This is a genomic window from Azospirillum sp. B506 (assembly GCF_000333595.1).
Classification (GTDB): Bacteria; Pseudomonadota; Alphaproteobacteria; order Azospirillales; family Azospirillaceae; genus Azospirillum.
Genome location: NZ_BADK01000138.1, coordinates 19,170 through 34,605, shown reverse-complemented (window position 1 = coordinate 34,605; position 15,436 = coordinate 19,170). Strand labels below are relative to the sequence as shown.

15 protein-coding genes are annotated in these 15,436 nt (G+C 67.8%); 13 read left to right on the top strand and 2 right to left on the bottom strand.

Annotation, left to right across the window (positions count from 1 at the left end; genetic code table 11):
- The first annotated feature begins 181 nt into the window (after positions 1-181).
- Positions 182-799: a substrate binding domain-containing protein gene (locus I71_RS05165; protein ID WP_244433643.1), complete on the top strand. Its 618-nt coding sequence runs from the start codon at positions 182-184 to the stop codon at positions 797-799.
- 18 nt (positions 800-817) lie between these two features.
- Here I71_RS05165 and I71_RS05160 read toward each other — a convergent pair whose 3' ends face one another.
- The gene (locus tag I71_RS05160; RefSeq protein WP_042691640.1) at positions 818-1,531 is read right to left on the bottom strand and encodes a histidine phosphatase family protein; all 714 of its coding nucleotides are present in this window, start codon (positions 1,529-1,531) and stop codon (positions 818-820) included.
- A gap of 146 nt (positions 1,532-1,677) precedes the next feature.
- Between I71_RS05160 and I71_RS05155 the strand changes: the two genes are divergently transcribed.
- The gene (locus I71_RS05155) at positions 1,678-2,376 is read left to right on the top strand and encodes a TetR/AcrR family transcriptional regulator (protein ID WP_049975932.1); all 699 of its coding nucleotides are present in this window, start codon (positions 1,678-1,680) and stop codon (positions 2,374-2,376) included.
- Positions 2,377-2,472: 96 nt separating this feature from the next.
- On the opposite strand, the gene I71_RS05150 is transcribed toward I71_RS05155, so the two are convergent.
- Positions 2,473-3,714, bottom strand: a complete 1,242-nt coding sequence (locus tag I71_RS05150; protein WP_042691637.1) for an MFS transporter — start codon at positions 3,712-3,714, stop codon at positions 2,473-2,475.
- A gap of 108 nt (positions 3,715-3,822) precedes the next feature.
- On the opposite strand from I71_RS05150, the gene I71_RS05145 reads away from it, so the two are divergent.
- From I71_RS05145 to I71_RS05100, 11 genes are all read left to right on the top strand, one after another.
- The gene (locus I71_RS05145; RefSeq protein ID WP_042691632.1) at positions 3,823-4,761 is read left to right on the top strand and encodes a LysR family transcriptional regulator; all 939 of its coding nucleotides are present in this window, start codon (positions 3,823-3,825) and stop codon (positions 4,759-4,761) included.
- A gap of 23 nt (positions 4,762-4,784) precedes the next feature.
- Positions 4,785-6,347: a threonine ammonia-lyase, biosynthetic gene (gene ilvA / locus I71_RS05140; RefSeq protein ID WP_083896984.1), complete on the top strand. Its 1,563-nt coding sequence runs from the start codon at positions 4,785-4,787 to the stop codon at positions 6,345-6,347.
- 112 nt (positions 6,348-6,459) lie between these two features.
- Positions 6,460-7,236, top strand: a complete 777-nt coding sequence (locus tag I71_RS05135) for a FadR/GntR family transcriptional regulator (protein ID WP_148294149.1) — start codon at positions 6,460-6,462, stop codon at positions 7,234-7,236.
- A 252-nt stretch (positions 7,237-7,488) separates the two neighbouring features.
- Positions 7,489-8,670: a four-carbon acid sugar kinase family protein gene (locus tag I71_RS05130; RefSeq protein ID WP_083896983.1), complete on the top strand. Its 1,182-nt coding sequence runs from the start codon at positions 7,489-7,491 to the stop codon at positions 8,668-8,670.
- The gene (pdxA, locus tag I71_RS05125) at positions 8,667-9,701 is read left to right on the top strand and encodes a 4-hydroxythreonine-4-phosphate dehydrogenase PdxA (protein ID WP_042691629.1); all 1,035 of its coding nucleotides are present in this window, start codon (positions 8,667-8,669) and stop codon (positions 9,699-9,701) included. Before I71_RS05130 ends, pdxA begins: the two co-directional genes overlap by 4 nt.
- An 11-nt stretch (positions 9,702-9,712) precedes the next feature.
- Entirely contained in the window at positions 9,713-10,558 is an 846-nt protein-coding gene (locus I71_RS05120) for an iron-containing alcohol dehydrogenase (RefSeq protein ID WP_280109854.1), read from the top strand.
- A complete protein-coding gene (locus tag I71_RS40515) occupies positions 10,465-10,848 on the top strand; it encodes an iron-containing alcohol dehydrogenase (protein WP_280109855.1) in 384 nt (127 codons plus the stop codon). Before I71_RS05120 ends, I71_RS40515 begins: the two co-directional genes overlap by 94 nt.
- A 44-nt stretch (positions 10,849-10,892) precedes the next feature.
- A complete protein-coding gene (locus I71_RS05115; RefSeq protein ID WP_042691626.1) occupies positions 10,893-11,795 on the top strand; it encodes a dihydrodipicolinate synthase family protein in 903 nt (300 codons plus the stop codon).
- Between the two features lie 100 nt (positions 11,796-11,895).
- A complete protein-coding gene (locus I71_RS05110) occupies positions 11,896-13,323 on the top strand; it encodes a sodium:solute symporter family protein (protein ID WP_042691622.1) in 1,428 nt (475 codons plus the stop codon).
- Positions 13,324-13,360: 37 nt separating this feature from the next.
- Positions 13,361-14,584, top strand: a complete 1,224-nt coding sequence (locus I71_RS05105) for an exo-alpha-sialidase (RefSeq protein ID WP_042691619.1) — start codon at positions 13,361-13,363, stop codon at positions 14,582-14,584.
- Between the two features lie 77 nt (positions 14,585-14,661).
- Positions 14,662-15,426: a 2-keto-4-pentenoate hydratase gene (locus I71_RS05100; RefSeq protein ID WP_042691616.1), complete on the top strand. Its 765-nt coding sequence runs from the start codon at positions 14,662-14,664 to the stop codon at positions 15,424-15,426.
- The last annotated feature ends 10 nt before the right edge of the window (positions 15,427-15,436 follow it).

Genomic DNA, 15,436 nt, shown 5'->3' with positions numbered 1-15,436 from the left:
CGTGCGCAGCAGCTCGGGCCTCTGGAAGTCCATCTGCGCCCAGAAATGGGCGTTGTCGTCCGTATGGCCGAAATCGTCGTATTTGTCGGTGTACTCGTAGTGGTTGGCGAACGGGATGCTGGTCACCAGCAGGTCGATACTGTCGCTGGCCATGCGGGCTGTCTCGGCGACGGTGTCGTTGTTGACCACGGTCCAGTCCCGGCCGGACACCTCGATCCGTTCCACCTATCCTGAGATTTCCATCGACCTGCATCTGAGCGACGCTGTCGTCGATCTGGTGGGCGACGGTTTCGATGCGGCGTTGCGCATTGCGGTGCTGCCGGACAGTTCGCTGGTGGCGCGTCGGCTATGCGGGGTATCGCCGGTGGTGCTCGCCGCTCCCAGCTATCTCGCCCGCCATGGCGAACCGCGGCACCCCCGCGAGTTGAACGGCCACCATTGCCTGGGCTATGCCTACCGCCGCCGACAGGACATCTGGCACTTCACCAACAGGGCCGGCGAGGAGGAGAGCGTCACTCCATCAGGCCAGCTGCGTGTCACCAACGCCGATGCCCTGGTGCCGATGCTGCTGGAAGGGCTGGCAATCGCAGAGCTCCCGGAATTCATGGCGGCGGAACATCTGGCCGAAGGGCGCCTGACCGCGATCCTGACCGATTGGTCGCTGCCGAAAGGCGGCCTCTATTTCATCACGCCCTCGGCCCGCACGCGGCCGGCCAAGGTCGGGGTGCTTGCCGACTTTCTGATCGACCGGCTGTCGGAACCGCTGTGGTGGCGCCGGGACGACGACCCAGGCGCATGAGATCGGTGGCCAAGCCAGTCACTCCAGGGCAAGCAACGGTCCGAAGGCCTCCTCCAGGCTGCTGTGGTGCAGACCGGTCTTCGCCGGATTGCCGGGCGTCAGGTTCACTGCACGGATCAGGCGGCGGAGAATCCGCCCTTCGGTCACATCCACGTCGATGATGTTGATGCAGCCGTAATCCTGCTCGAAAGCCGACAGGGCAGACAACCCGGCACCGCAGGCCCAGGACAGCAGCATGCGGTTGACCCCGTCATGGGCGACCAGCGCCAGATGGCTCCAGCCCGGTTGCCGGATCAGCACCTCGATGGCCGACACCACGCGGTCGCGCACCGCAGCGAAACTGTCCCCGCCGGCAAAGCGCCCGTCTTCCGTTGCCGCCTCGAAGCCATAGACATAGTCCGCTTCGCGGCGCTCCTTCGGCACCAGCGACAGGCGGCCGGCGCGGATTTCCAGAAAGGCGGGGTGCTCCTCCACGGGCAATTTATGCGGAGCGGCGACCGGTTCGGCCGTCTGCCGCGTGCGGGCGAGTCCGGAACACAGCACGCGGTCGAGCGGCACCCCGGCCAGCAGGGCGCCGGCCGCCCTCGCCTCCTCCCGCCCGCGCTCCGTCAGGGTGGCGAGCTTCGGATTCAGCGGTCTGCCCTCCGGGTCGTAATAGGCGACATGACCATGACGCAGCAGGTAGATACGGCGACGGGCGGCCGTGCCGGCCAGCGGCGTAAAGACAGTCATCGGCCGGGCTCCTATCACTCGGCACTCCGTGAACAGCATCGGTGAAAAGACAAGCGTTGAAAAAAAGAGAGCGAGCGTTCGCTTTGTATCCTTTGAAACCGCGATGTGCAAGAACGGGTGGCATCGCAAACGATGGGACAGCGGGGATGAGCAGCTTGCGGGACTTCCGGGCACGGCACGACCTGTCGATGGAGGCGCTGTGCGCGCGCATCCTGGACCGCCACGCCTCGACCATCCGGATCAAGAAGCCGGCGGTCGCCATCGGAAACCTTGCCCGCATCGTCGAGACCACGCTGATGCTGGCGAACCGCAAGGGCTTCCAGTCCACCAGCCTGCGCGACCTGACCGAACAGTCCGGGCTGAGCATGGGGGCGCTCTACGCCTATTTCGACAGCAAGGACACGCTGCTGATGATGATCCTCGGACAGGTCGTCAGCGTGGTGGAAGAGGTGCTCGGCCATCCGCCGGAGGCGCTGGCGACCGATCCGGCCGGCCGGCTGCGCTGGCTGCTGCGCACCCACCTGTTCCTGACCGAGACCATGCATCCCTGGTTCGTCTTCGCCTATATGGAGGCGAAATCTTTCCCCAAGGACGGGCGCGACCTTGCCGTGGGCAGCGAGATGATGACGGAGGGTATGATTGCCGACGCGCTGGCAGACGGCGTGTCCCGCGGACTGTTCGCGGTTCCCGACGTGACGATGACGGCAGCGCTGATCAAACCGATGCTGCAGGATTGGTATGTGAAGCGCTCCAAGCACCGCCGCCGCGGCATCACGCCCGACCTCTATGCCGAGCAGTTGATCGCCTTCGTCGAGGCAGCAGTTGGGCTGAAGAGGGCGGGCTGAAACAGGGATTTCCGGCACCCTCAACAGAAAAGCCCCTGGAGCCATGCGACGTCGCATAGCTCCAGGGGCTTGCCGTCTTCCCGGCAGAGCAACGGTTCAGCGGTCGGACCGGGTGAAAAGCCGCAGGATCAGGGCGCCGGCCGAAGCTGCAGTGGCGACGGCGACCACGCCGTTCCACCCCCAGAGGTCCAGCGCCGTGCTGCCCAGCGTGGCACCGGCGGCCATGCCGATGAACATGCCAACCATCAGCACCGCGTTCAGGCGGCTACGGGCGGGCGGGTCGATCCCGTAGACGATGGTCTGGTGGGCAATCAGCGACGCCTGGACACCCAGGTCGAAGCCGATGGCGCTCGCCACCAGCAGCCACAGGCGGCTCCCCTCCGGCAACAGCGGCGACAGCGCCATGACAGCGAAGGACAGCACAGCCAGACCGGCACCCAGCCGGGTCATCAGGGCCGGACCGCGACTGTCGGCAATCCGGCCGGCAATCGGCGCCACCAGCGCACCCGCCGCACCCGCCAGCCCGAAGGTCCCCGCCGCAGCGGCGCCCAGATGGAACGGCGCACCGTGCAGCATCACCGCCAGCGTCGACCAGAAGGCGCTGAAGCCCAGCGACAGCAGGCCTTGCGCAACCGCTGCCCGGCGCAGGCCGGGATGGCGGCCCCACAGCGTGACCAGCGATCCCAGCAACTCGCCATAGCCGAGATCGGTCGTCGGGGTAAAGCGCGGCAGTCCGCGCCACAGGGCGGCGCCCAGCAGGGCGATGCTGCCGGCAGCGGCGACGAACACCGCACGCCAACCGAACTGCTCGGCAACGACACCGCTGACCACCCGCGACAGCAGGATACCCAGCAGCAGGCCGGTCATCACGGTGCCGACCACCCGGCCACGATGTTCCGCCGGGGCCAGCGTCGCGGCGGCGGGAACGATGTCCTGCGCCAGCGTCGCCGACAGGCCCATCACCAGGCTCGCCGCCAGCAGCGTGCCGATGGAGGGCGCGAAGCCCGCCGCCAGCAGGGCCGCCACCAGGACCGAGACCTTCGCCAGGATGATTCGGCGACGGTCGAAGCGGTCGCCCAGCGGTGCGAGCAACAGCAGGCCGAAGGCGTAACCGAGCTGGGTCAGCGTCGGCACCCACCCGACGGTCCGGTCCGCCGCCCCGATGTCGGTGCCGAGAACGCCCAGCATCGGTTGGCTGTAATAGAGCGTCGCCGCGGCCAGACCGGCGCCGGCCGCCAGCAGGAAGACCAGCGGCCGGCTCATCCCGCTGTCGCGTGCCGACGCCAGGGGCATCTGCTGCGCCAGCGGCGTTGCATGCGCGCTTTGAATGGTTGACATCGTGCAATCCCCTCAGGAACAGGCATAGGCTTGATTGAGGAAGAGTATGGCGGCGAGCGGAAGCCGAGGGTAGCCGGACAGGGTGTAGATTTGCTATACGCTGGGCGTATGAACACCGATCCTTCGGCGGTCGGCAGCGACCGCATCGCCCTGCTGGAAACCTTCGTCCGCATCGTCGAGTCCGGCAGCTTGTCGGCTGCGGCGGCACAGCTGGGCAGCACCCAGCCGACGGTCAGCCGAAGGCTGCAACTGCTGGAACGGACGCTGGGCGTCAGGCTGCTGCACCGCTCGACCCATCGGATGAGCCTGACAGAGGACGGCACCCGCTGTTACGAGCGAGCCAAGGATCTGTTGGCCGGCTGGCAAATCCTGGAAAGCGATGTCCGCGGTGCCGACGACCAGCCGACCGGCCACCTGCGGGTGGTGGCGCCGCACGCCTTCGGACAGCAGCAGTTGATCGGACCGGTCGCCGACTATCTGCGCCGCTATCCGCGGATGACGGTGGAATGGCTTCTGCACGACCGCATGCCCGATTTCATCGGCGAGGGCATCGACTGCGCCATCCGCGTCGGCGAGGTGGCCGACCCGTCGGTCGTCGCCCTGCGGCTGGCGGAGGTGCCGCGGATCGCCGTCGCCGCCCCCGCACTGCTCGGCGACCGGCCGGTGCCGCAGCATCCGGGTGAACTGGCGGAGCTGCCCTGGCTGGCGTTGCGAACTTTCTACCGGGACGAGGTGACGCTGACCAATGCCGGCACCGGCGAAACGGTGAGCTTTCCCATCCGGCCCCGCCTGTCCACCGACGGGCTGCAGGCGATCCGCAACGCCACGATCCTGGGGCTGGGAGCGTCCATCGCCTCACAATGGGCGCTGGTGGAGGATCTTGCGGCCGGGCGGTTGGTCCATCTGGCGCCGAACTGGCAGGCGGCCACCCTGCCGGTCAGTCTGGTCTACCCGCCGGCCCGCCACCAGCCGGCCCGCCTGCGCCGCTTCATCGAGGTGATGCGCATCGCCGTACCCATCGCCTTCCGTGCGGTGCAGGCGCCATAGCGTCAGCCCACCGCAACTTTGCTATGCTGTCCGCCAGCTGTTCGAAAAGGCCGATGTCCATGCACGAGTATGTCCGCAAGATCCTCACCGCGCGCGTCTATGACGTGGCGATCGAAAGCCCGCTCGACCCGATGCCGCGGCTGTCGCAGCGCCTGAACAACAGGGCGCTGCTGAAGCGTGAGGATCTGCAACCCGTTTTCTCCTTCAAGCTGCGCGGCGCCTACAACAAGATGGTTGGCCTGTCCCCGGAGGCGCGGGAGCGCGGGGTGGTGTGCGCGTCGGCCGGCAACCATGCCCAGGGCGTGGCGCTGTCGGCGCAGAAGCTGGGGATCAAGGCGGTGATCGTGATGCCGCGGACGACGCCTGCCATCAAGGTCCAGGCGGTCAAGAGCCGCGGCGGCAAGGTCGTGCTGCACGGCGACATTTTCGACGACGCCTATCTGCATGCCCGCCAGATCGAGACGGAGAAGGGCCTGACCTTCATCCATCCCTATGACGATCCGGATGTGATCGCCGGCCAGGGCACCGTCGGGATGGAAATCCTGCGCCAGCACCCGCATCCGCTGGACGCCATCTTCGTGCAGATCGGCGGCGGCGGACTGGCCGCCGGGATCGCGGCCTATGTCAAATTCCTGCGCCCCGACGTGAAAGTGATCGGCGTCGAGCCCGACGACGCGGCCAGCATGGGCGCCGCGATTGCGGCGGGCAAGCGGGTGCAACTGGATCAGGTCGGGCTGTTCGCCGACGGCGTCGCCGTCCGTCAGGTCGGCAGCGAGACCTTCCGGCTGTGCAGCGAACTGCTGGACGAGGTGATCACCGTCAACACCGACGAGATCTGCGCCGCGGTCAAGGACATCTTCGAGGATACCCGCGCCATCACCGAACCGTCGGGGGCGGTCGGTCTGGCTGGCCTTAAAAAATACGCCGGGCGCGAAGGGTTGCAGGGCAAGGGGCTGGTGGCCATCGGCAGCGGCGCCAACATGAATTTCGACCGGCTGCGCCACATCGCCGAACGGGCGGAGATCGGCGAACGGCGCGAGGCGCTGCTGGCCGTCACCATCCCGGAGCGGCCCGGTGCCTACCGGCAGTTCATCCAGGCGCTCGGCAAGCGGTCGATCACCGAGTTCAACTACCGCTATGCCGACGACCGCGAGGCGCAGATCTTCGTCGGCGTGCAGTTGACGGAGGGCGACGCGGAAAAGCGCCAGATCATCGAAATGCTGCACGGGCTGAACTGCCCGGTGCTGGACATGAGCGACAACGAGATGGCGAAGCTGCATGTCCGCTACATGGTCGGCGGGCGGGTGCGCGGGTTGCGGGACGAGCTGCTCTACCGCTTCCAGTTCCCGGAACGGCCGGGTGCCCTGTTGAAGTTCCTGAACGGGTTGGCGCAGGAGTGGAACATCTCGCTGTTCCATTACCGCAACCACGGCGCCGACTATGGCCGCGTGCTGGCCGGCATCCAGGTGCCGGACAGGGACCGGGCGCGATTCCGGCGCTGCTTGGACGAGCTTGGTTATCCCTGCTGGGACGAGACCGCAAACCCGGCCTACCGCCTGTTCCTGGCCGAACAGCAGGCTTGCTGATGCGGGGCACTCCCCACTTGAAAGGCTGGCAAGTTGGCTATTACATGTTTACAAATATCTGACAGCATAAGGCCGGCCGCCGCTGGGCGGCCGGAAGATCGGGAGCGACAGGATGGATGTGAGTGAACGCGGCGCGATGACCGGTGCGGCGTCCGACGGCGGGGAAGCAGTGCCGCTGCTCCGCGCCCGCCAAACTCCGCTGGTCACGCGGGTCTACCAGCTGCTGCTGGCCCAGATCAGCGCCGGCGACTTCCAGCCCGACGAGCGTCTGCCTGGCGAGAACGACCTCGCCGCCCGCTTTCAGGTGTCGCGCCCGGTGGTGCGGGAAGCCTTGAAACGCCTGCGGAATGACGGACTCATCTACTCCCGCCAGGGAGCCGGCAGCTTCGTCCGCGTGGCTGCGGAGGAAAGCCAGCCGGTGCTCGGCTATGCCCCGGTGGAGACCATCGCCGACATCCAGCGCTGCTACGAGTTCCGGCTGACCATCGAGCCGGACCATGCCTACCACGCCGCCTTGCGCTGGAACGACGCCGCGCTCGACCGCATCGCCGCGGCGCTGAATTTGATGGACGACGCAACCCGTGCCCACCGGCACCGCGAGGATGCCGACTATGCCTTCCACACCGCCATCGCCGAGGCGACGAACAACCACTATTACATGTCGTCGATGCAGGCGCTGAAGGACCACATCTCCGTCGGCATGAAGTTCCACGGCGTGTCGCTGATGGGACCGAGTTCCGGCCTGACGGGTGTGTATGACGAGCATCGCGGCATTTTCGACGCCATCCGGCAACGGGACGGCGAAACGGCGCGTTCGCGGATGCGCAAGCATCTGGAGGGGTCGCGCGACCGTGTGTTCGAGGGGCGGGCGCTGGATCTGTCGCTCTAGAGCTTCGGCATGGCGTTCTTTTCCATCCCCCGCCGTATCCCGGTGTGGGAGAGGGCCATGATGACCGGATCATGTAAACATGTAATGGCATCTTGTCCGCTCCGCTGCGGCGTTTTACCTCCAACAACATTACAACATATTGACATCTCCGCAGCGCTGTGATGGAGTGGGTCATCGTCAAGGGCAGCGGAAGCGCCCGGCAGCGGGTCGTCGGTTCAAGGCCGCCGCCGCTCACCAGGATGGGGACCACCCATGGACAGCATGGTTCCACAGATCGGCTCGCTGGCCGGAGCATCGGCGGCGCGACACCCGTGCCTGATCGCCGACGACCTGACCGGGGCGCTCGACACCGCCGCCCAGTTCGCTGTCTTCGCCGGTCCGATTCCGGTTTACTGGCAGAGCCTTCCCTATCCTGCCCTGTCGAACGGCCTCGCCTTCGACAGCAGCACACGGGAAGCGACGCGGGATCAGGCGCGCCGCCGGGTCGCCGCCATTGCCGCAGGGTTGCCTCGCACGCCCGCCACGCTCCATTATGCCAAACTCGACAGCCTGCTGCGCGGCCATGCCGGGGCGGAGATCGCTGCCTGGATCGCCGCCACGGCCCCCGATCACGTCATCATCGCCCCCGCCTTTCCCTATCAGGGCCGCATCACGCGCGGCGGCATCCAACTCGCCCGGGGCGAAGACGGGCGCAGCTGGACCCCCGCGGCCAGCGACCTGCGCGCCGACCTGGAGCGTGAAGGCCAGACCGTCCGGCTCCGCAATCCCGGCGCGCCGGTGCCGACCGGCGTCAGCCTGTGGGATGCGGAGACCGACGCCGACCTCGACGCCATCGCCGCCGCCGGCCTTGCGCTGGTCGGCCGGGTGCTGTGGTGCGGCAGCAGCGGTCTGGCCGGCGCGCTCGCCCGGCAAATGGGCGCCATGGCCGAGGATGCCGTGACACTCCGGTTGCCGCGCCCGATCCTGGGACTGTTCGGCACCAACCATCCGGCGATGACGGCGCAGATCGACGCCTGTTCGGAGCATGTGCTGACCCTGCCCGACGGCGGCCCCACCACCGCCGCGGTGTTGGCGCAGCGGCTCGACCATGAGGGCATCGCGCTTGCCACCCTCGCCCTGCCCGACGGGCTGTCGCGTGCCGACGCGGCTCACCGGATCGAATGGGAATTCGCCCGGTTGGTCCGCCAATTGGATCCGCCCGGCACGTTGCTGGTGGCAGGCGGCGAGACCTTGCGCGGCCTGTGCCTGGCCTTGGAGGCCGACCGGTTGGACCTCGACGGCCATGTCTGGCCCGGGGTTCCCTGCTCCATTCTGCGCGGCGGCCGCTTCGATGGGGTCCGCGTCATTTCCAAATCGGGCGCGTTCGGCGCCCCGGCGCTGCTGCGCCGGCTGCTTGCGCTGGGTGCGCCACATCTTCAGGGAGAACAAGCATGACACCGCATCTGGCCATCACCATGGGCGATCCGGCCGGCGTCGGACCGGAGATCATCGTGAAGGCCTGCGCGCGTCTGAAGGACCGGCTGGCCGACGGCTCGCTGCGCCTGCTGGTCATCGGCAGCAATCCCGCCCTCCATGCGGCGCGCGATGCGCTGGGCAGCGACCTCGACTTTCCGGAAGTGACGGACGTCGACGGCGAATGGCCGGCGCTGGCCTGCCTCCAGGCCGGGCCGGAGGGCGAGCCGATCCGCCCCGGCGTGCTGTCGGTCGATGGCGGCCGCTTCGCCTATCTGGCGGTGGAGCGCGCGGTGCGGCTGGCCGAAGCCGGCCGCATCCACGGCATCGTCACCGCGCCCCTGAACAAGGAGGCGATGAACAAGGCCGGCTATCACTATGCCGGGCACACCGATTTGCTGGCCGAACTGACCGGCGCGCGCGGTTCGGTGATGATGCTGGCCCATGGCAACATGCGGGTCAGCCACGTCACCACCCACATCGCGCTGGAGGACGTGCCCAAGAAGCTGACGCCTGAACGGCTGCGCTACGTCATCGACCGCACGGAGGAGACTCTGGCCGGGCTCGGCCTGCCGCGCCGCCGCATCGCCATCGCCGCTCTCAACCCCCATGCCGGCGAAGGCGGGCTGTTCGGCCGCCAGGACATCGAGGTGACCGAGCCGGTCATCAAGCAATGCGTCGCCGACGGGCTGGACGTGGTCGGGCCGGTGCCGGGCGACACCATCTTCGTCAAGCTGCGCGCCGGTCAGTACGACGCGGTGGTCGCCATGTACCACGACCAGGGCCACATCCCGGTCAAGCTGCTGGGCTTCAACGTCAATCCGGAAACCGGCACCTGGGACGCGCTGAGCGGCGTCAACATCACGCTGGGCCTGCCGATCATCCGCACCTCCGTCGACCACGGCACCGCCTTCGACATCGCCGGCAAGGGCATCGCCAACGAGCTGAGCCTGATCGAGGCCATCGACTACGCCGAAAAGCTGGCGGCCGCCCGCGTGCGCGCTGCCGCCTGAGGATCCCGACCATGAGCCATATCGACCTGACAACCCCAATCGAGCTGCTCCGCCCGGCCCGCGTCGTCTTCGGCGCCGGCACGGCGGCGGAGTCCGGCCGCTGGGTGCGCGAACGCGGCTTCACCCGCATCCTCGTGGTCGCCGACGCCTTCAACGCGGCGCGGGTGGACCGGCTGGGGCTGGAGGGTGACGTCACCGTCTTCGCCGACATCAAGCCGGAACCGGACGTCCCCAACCTTGAGGCGCTGCTGGCGGTCGCCGAACGGATCGAGCCGCAGGTGGTGATCGGCTTCGGCGGCGGCAGTGCCATGGATCTGGCCAAGCTGGCCGCCGTGCTGCCCGGCAGCGGCCAGACCATCCGCGACGTGGTCGGGCCGGAGAAGGTGGCGGGCAAGCGCGCCGCCCTGGTCCAGGTGCCGACGACCGCCGGCACCGGCAGCGAGGTCGGTACCCGCGCCCTGGTCACCGACCCGGCTACCATGAGCAAGCTGGCGGTGCAGAGCGTCCATATGCTGGCCGACGTCGCCGTGGTCGATCCCGACCTGACGCTGAGCGTGCCGGCCGCCGTCACCGCCGCCACCGGCGTCGATGCGCTGGCCCATTGCGTCGAGGCCTACACCAACCGCAAGGCCCACCCGCTGATCGACCTCTATGCGCTGGAAGGCATCCGGCTGGTCGGCCGCTTCCTGCCGCGGGCGATTGCCGACGGCAGCGACCGCGAGGCGCGGGCCGGCCTGTCGCTGGCGTCCTTCTATGGTGGCATCTGCCTGGGTCCGGTCATACCGCCGCCGGCCATGCCGTCGCCTATCCGCTGGGCACCCGCCACCACATCCCGCATGGCGCCGCCAACGCGCTGATCTTCCCGCATGTGCTCGCCTTCAACGCGCCGGCCGTCCCGGCCAAGACCATCGCCGTGCTCGACGCACTGGGGATGAAGCCCGCCACCGATCCGGCCCTGGTGTTCAAGGCGGCCCATGACTGGTGCGTGGCTCTCGGCTGCAAGATGAAGCTGTCGGAATTCGGCGTGCCGGAGGCCGATCTGCCGCAAATGGCCGAAGAGGCGCACGCCATCCGCCGGCTGCTCGACAACAACCCGCGCGACCTCAGCCGCGAAGACATCCTGGACATGTACCGCGCCGCCGCCTGACGGCGCGGCGCGATCTCCATCCTGTTCGTTAAAAGGCCAATCCCATGAGCAAGACCAGCGGCAGCAAGATCGGCGGCCCCTTCGTCGCGATCGTCACCCCCTTCGATGGCGATGAGCGCATTGAAATCGCAGCGCTGCGACGGCAGGTGAAGCGGCAGGCGTCCGCCGGCAATGGCGTGTTCTGCGCCGGCACCAACGGCGAATTCTACGCCTTGTCCTTCGAAGAGAAGCTGGCGGTCGCCGAGATCTGCGTCGAGGCCGCCGCCGGACAGGTGCCGGTGCTGGCCCATATCGGCGAGATCTCCACCCACCAGACCATCGCGCTGGGCAAGGCGATCCAGCATCTGGGCGTCAAGGCGGTTTCCGCCATCACGCCGTCCTTCATCGCCTGCTCCCAGGCCGAGCTGATCGCCCATTACCTGCGTGTCGCCGACGCGCTGACGGTGCCGCTCTACCTCTACAACATCCCGGCCCGCACCGGGAACACGCTGGAACCGCAGACCGCCCGCATCCTGGCCGACCACCCCAACATCATCGGCATCAAGGACAGCGCCGGCTCGCAGGAGAGCCTGGACGGCTTCCTCGCCATCGCGCGCGAGCGGGCCGACTTCGACGTGCTGGTCGGGCCGGATTCTCTTGTGCTGCATGGCCTGCGCAACGGCGCCGCCGGCTGCATCTCCGGCCTCGGCAACATCGCCCCGGTGACGCTCAACGGCATCCATGCCGCCTTCGTGGCCGGCGATGCCGCCGCAGCCGAAGCGCACCAGACCCATTTCAGCACGCTCCGCAAGGAGCTGTATGCGCTGGGCTTCCCACCGGCGATGGTCAAGCGCGCGCTCTGCCGCGCCATGCCGGAGGTCGGCCTCAGCCGCGCCCCGGTGCTGATCGCCGACGAGGTGGACCAGCAAATCAAGGCCCTCGCGGCCCGCTATGCCGAAGCGGTGTGACGCTGTTCCACGCCGCATGGCGCCGCGACGAAGCGGGGCGGCGCCAATCCCCCGAACAACACTGAAGGCGGATCCATCCGCCCGTTAGGGAGACCCGTCCATGAATCACTTCACCAGTGGAGAAAGTGCGCTCATCCTGGGGATCGTCGTCCTCTACATCCTCTTCACCTCCTGGCTGACGGTGCGGCTGCGCAGCCGCAACAACGGCGAGTTCATGAATGCCGCGCGGTCGATGCCGGCCGCCGTCGTCGGCGTCCTGCTGATGTCCGAGTTCATCGGCGCCAAATCCACCGTCGGCACCGCGCAGGAAGCCTTCACCTCCGGCATGGCCTCGGCCTGGTCGGTTCTGGGCGCCTCCATCGGCTTCCTGCTGTTCGGCCTGTTCTTCGCCAAGCGCATCTACGGCTCGGGCGAATACACCATCTCCGCCGCCATCGCGAAATATTACGGCACCTCCACCATGCGGACGGTGTCGATCATCATGATGTATGCGCTGCTGCTGGTGAATGTCGGCAACTACATCAGCGGTGCGGCCGCCCTCTCGACCGTCATGAACCTGGACCTGACCTGGGCGATGGTCATCATCGCGGTGGTCAGCACCTTCTATTACGTGTTCGGCGGCCTGAAGGGCATCGCCTACGTCACCATCCTGCACAGCGCCATCAAGCTGATCGGCATCGCCCTGCTGCTGGGCACCGCGCTGTCGCTGAGCGGCGGCATCGCCCCGATGGTCGAGAAGCTGCCGGCCCATTACTTCACCATCGACGGCAAGATCGGCATGCCAACCGTCTTCGCCTGGGTCATCGGCACCGTCGGCGCCATCTTCTCCACCCAGTTCGTCATCCAGGCGATCTCGTCCAACCGCAGCGCCGGCGAAGCCCAGCGCTCCTCCATCTACGCCGCGATCTTCTGTCTGCCGCTGGGCATCATGCTGGCGCTGATCGGCGTCACCGCCCATTACCTCTACCCCGACATGAAGAGCCTGTATGCGCTGCCGGTTTTCCTGGACGCCATGCACCCGCTGATGGCCGCCGTCGTCACCACCTCCCTGGTCGCCTCGGTCTTCGTCAGCGTCAGCACGGTGGCGCTCGCCATCGCCTCGCTGGCGGTGCGTGACTTCTACGTGCCGTGGAAGAATCCGACGCCGGAACAGCAGTTCCGCACCACGCGCATCCTGTCGCTGATCATCGGCTTCCTTCCGCTGATCTTCGTCTTCTTCGTGCCGGAAATCCTGAAGCTGTCCTTCTTCACCCGCGCCCTGCGCCTGTCGATCACGGTCGTCGCGATGATCGGCTTCTTCCTGCCGCTGTTCGCCAGCAACCTGGGCGCCACGCTGGGCCTGCTGGGCGCCACCGTCAGCACCACCGTCTGGTATGTCCTGGGCAACCCCTACGGCATCGACAACATGTATGTCGCCCTGCTGACGCCAATGGCGGTGATGGTGGTCGAGCGTCTGATCCGCGGCCGCAGCGCCCCGGCGATGGTCGCCGCCCCGACACAGGCCCCGCCACAGGCCGAAGCACGGTGACCGGCTTCCCCTTCTCCTCCGTTCCCATGTGACCGCCATGACCACATCCTCAACCCTGCCCTCCACCATCGAACGCGGGTGCATTGCGCCCGCGGACGGGGACGCCGGGCGCCGCGACGCCTATCTGCCGTCGCCCTGCGTCCAGAACCACGCCGCCAACATCACCGTGCTCGGCAATGGCGATCTCGGCTGCGTCTGGTTCGGCGGCACCCAGGAAGGCATTCCCGACATCTCGATCTACTTCTCCCGCCTGCCAAAGGGCGCCGACAGCTGGACCCATCCGGTCAAGCTGTCCGACGACCCGACCCGGTCGGAACAGAACCCGGTGCTGTTCCCGGCGCCGGACGGAACGCTGTGGCTGTTCTACACCGCGCAAGTATCCGGCAACCAGGACACCGCCTTCGTGCGCTGCCGCAGCTCCGCCGACCACGGGCAGAGCTGGGGACCGATCCGCACCCTGTTCGAGGGGACGAATGGCGACGGCATCTTCATCCGCCAGCCGGTGGTTGTGCTGCCGAATGGCGACTGGCTGCTGCCGACCTTCCTCTGCCACGGCACGCCGGGCGAGAAGTGGGTGGGCGACAACGACACCAGCGCGGTGCGCATCTCCAGCGACCGCGGCGAAAGCTGGACCGAGCATCCGGTGCCGGACAGCGTCGGCTGCGTCCACATGAGCGTGGTGCCCCTGCGCGACGGCATGCTGGCCGCCTTCTACCGCAGCCGCTGGGCCGACCATGTCTATCGCAGCGTCTCCACCGACAATGGCCGGACCTGGAGCGCGCCGGTGGCGACCGAGCTGCCCAACAACAACTCCTCGATCCAGGTGACGGCGCTGGCCGACGGCCGGCTCGCCATCGTCTTCAACGAATCGAGTGCCGAGAATGCCACCGAGCGACGCGCCTCGCTCTATGACGAGATCGAGGACGATGTGCCGGCCGGTGGTGGCGCCGCCGCAATCGCTGTCACTCCGGCTCCGGTGAAGGCCGAGGCGCCGGCCCGCAAGGCCTTCTGGGGGGCGCCGCGCGCACCGCTGACGCTGGCCCTGTCGGAGGATGGCGGGCTGACCTGGCCGCTGCGCCGGAACCTGGAGGTCGGCGACGGCTATTGCATGACCAACAATTCCAAGGACAGCCTGAACCGGGAATACTCCTACCCGTCGGTCACCCAGACGGCGGACGGCGACCTGCATGTCGCCTTCACCTATTTCCGGCAGGCGATCAAATACAGCCGCGTCTCGCCCGACTGGGTGGGCATCCGCTGATCGGCGTTGGGGGGCGCCACCGGCAAAGCCTTCCGGGGCGCTCCCGTCCGCATCCTTCTCCTTCGGGGACTTGTCCCATGACCATGACCGCCGAGGCCGTTGTTGCGGCCGCCGACGCGCTGCTCGCCGCGCGCCGCGACAACCGCCCGCTCGACACCCTGCCGCCCGCAACGATGCCGGCCGACAAGGCCGACGCCTACGCCATCCAGACCGAGGTCGCCCGCCGCATCGGCCCGGTGACCGCCTGGAAAGTTGGCGCGTCGGCCCCGGATGCCGAGCCGTCGAGCGCTCCCATCCATGCCGAGACGCTGTTCTTCGACAGAGAGACTCTGCCCGCCGGCATGTTCCGCGTGATCGGCATCGAGGCCGAGATCGTCTATCGCCTGAAAAGCGACCTGCCCGCCCGTGACGAGCCCTGGACGCGCGACGAGCTGCTGGACGCCATCGGGTCGGTCCATCCCGCCTTCGAGATCTGCGACAGCCGTTTCGCCGCCTACGGATCGCAGGGTCCGTTCGCCTCACTGGCCGATCAGGCCAACCACGGCGCGCTGATCGTCGGCGCCGCCACCGCCGACTGGCGCCGCATCGATCCGGTAACCCAGCCGCTGACGCTCGACATCGATGGAGAGCGCAAAATCGACGTGATCGGCGGCAACAAGGCCGGCGATCCGATTCGCCTGCTGGGATGGCTCGCCAATGTCGGCGCCCGCCCCTTCGGCGGCCTGCATGCCGGCGACACCGTGACCACCGGATCCTGCACCGGCACGATCTTCGTTCAGCCCGGCAGCCGCGCCGTGGCCGACTTCCCCGGCCTCGGCCGCATCGCGCTGACCGTGGCGTGAGGAGGAGTGC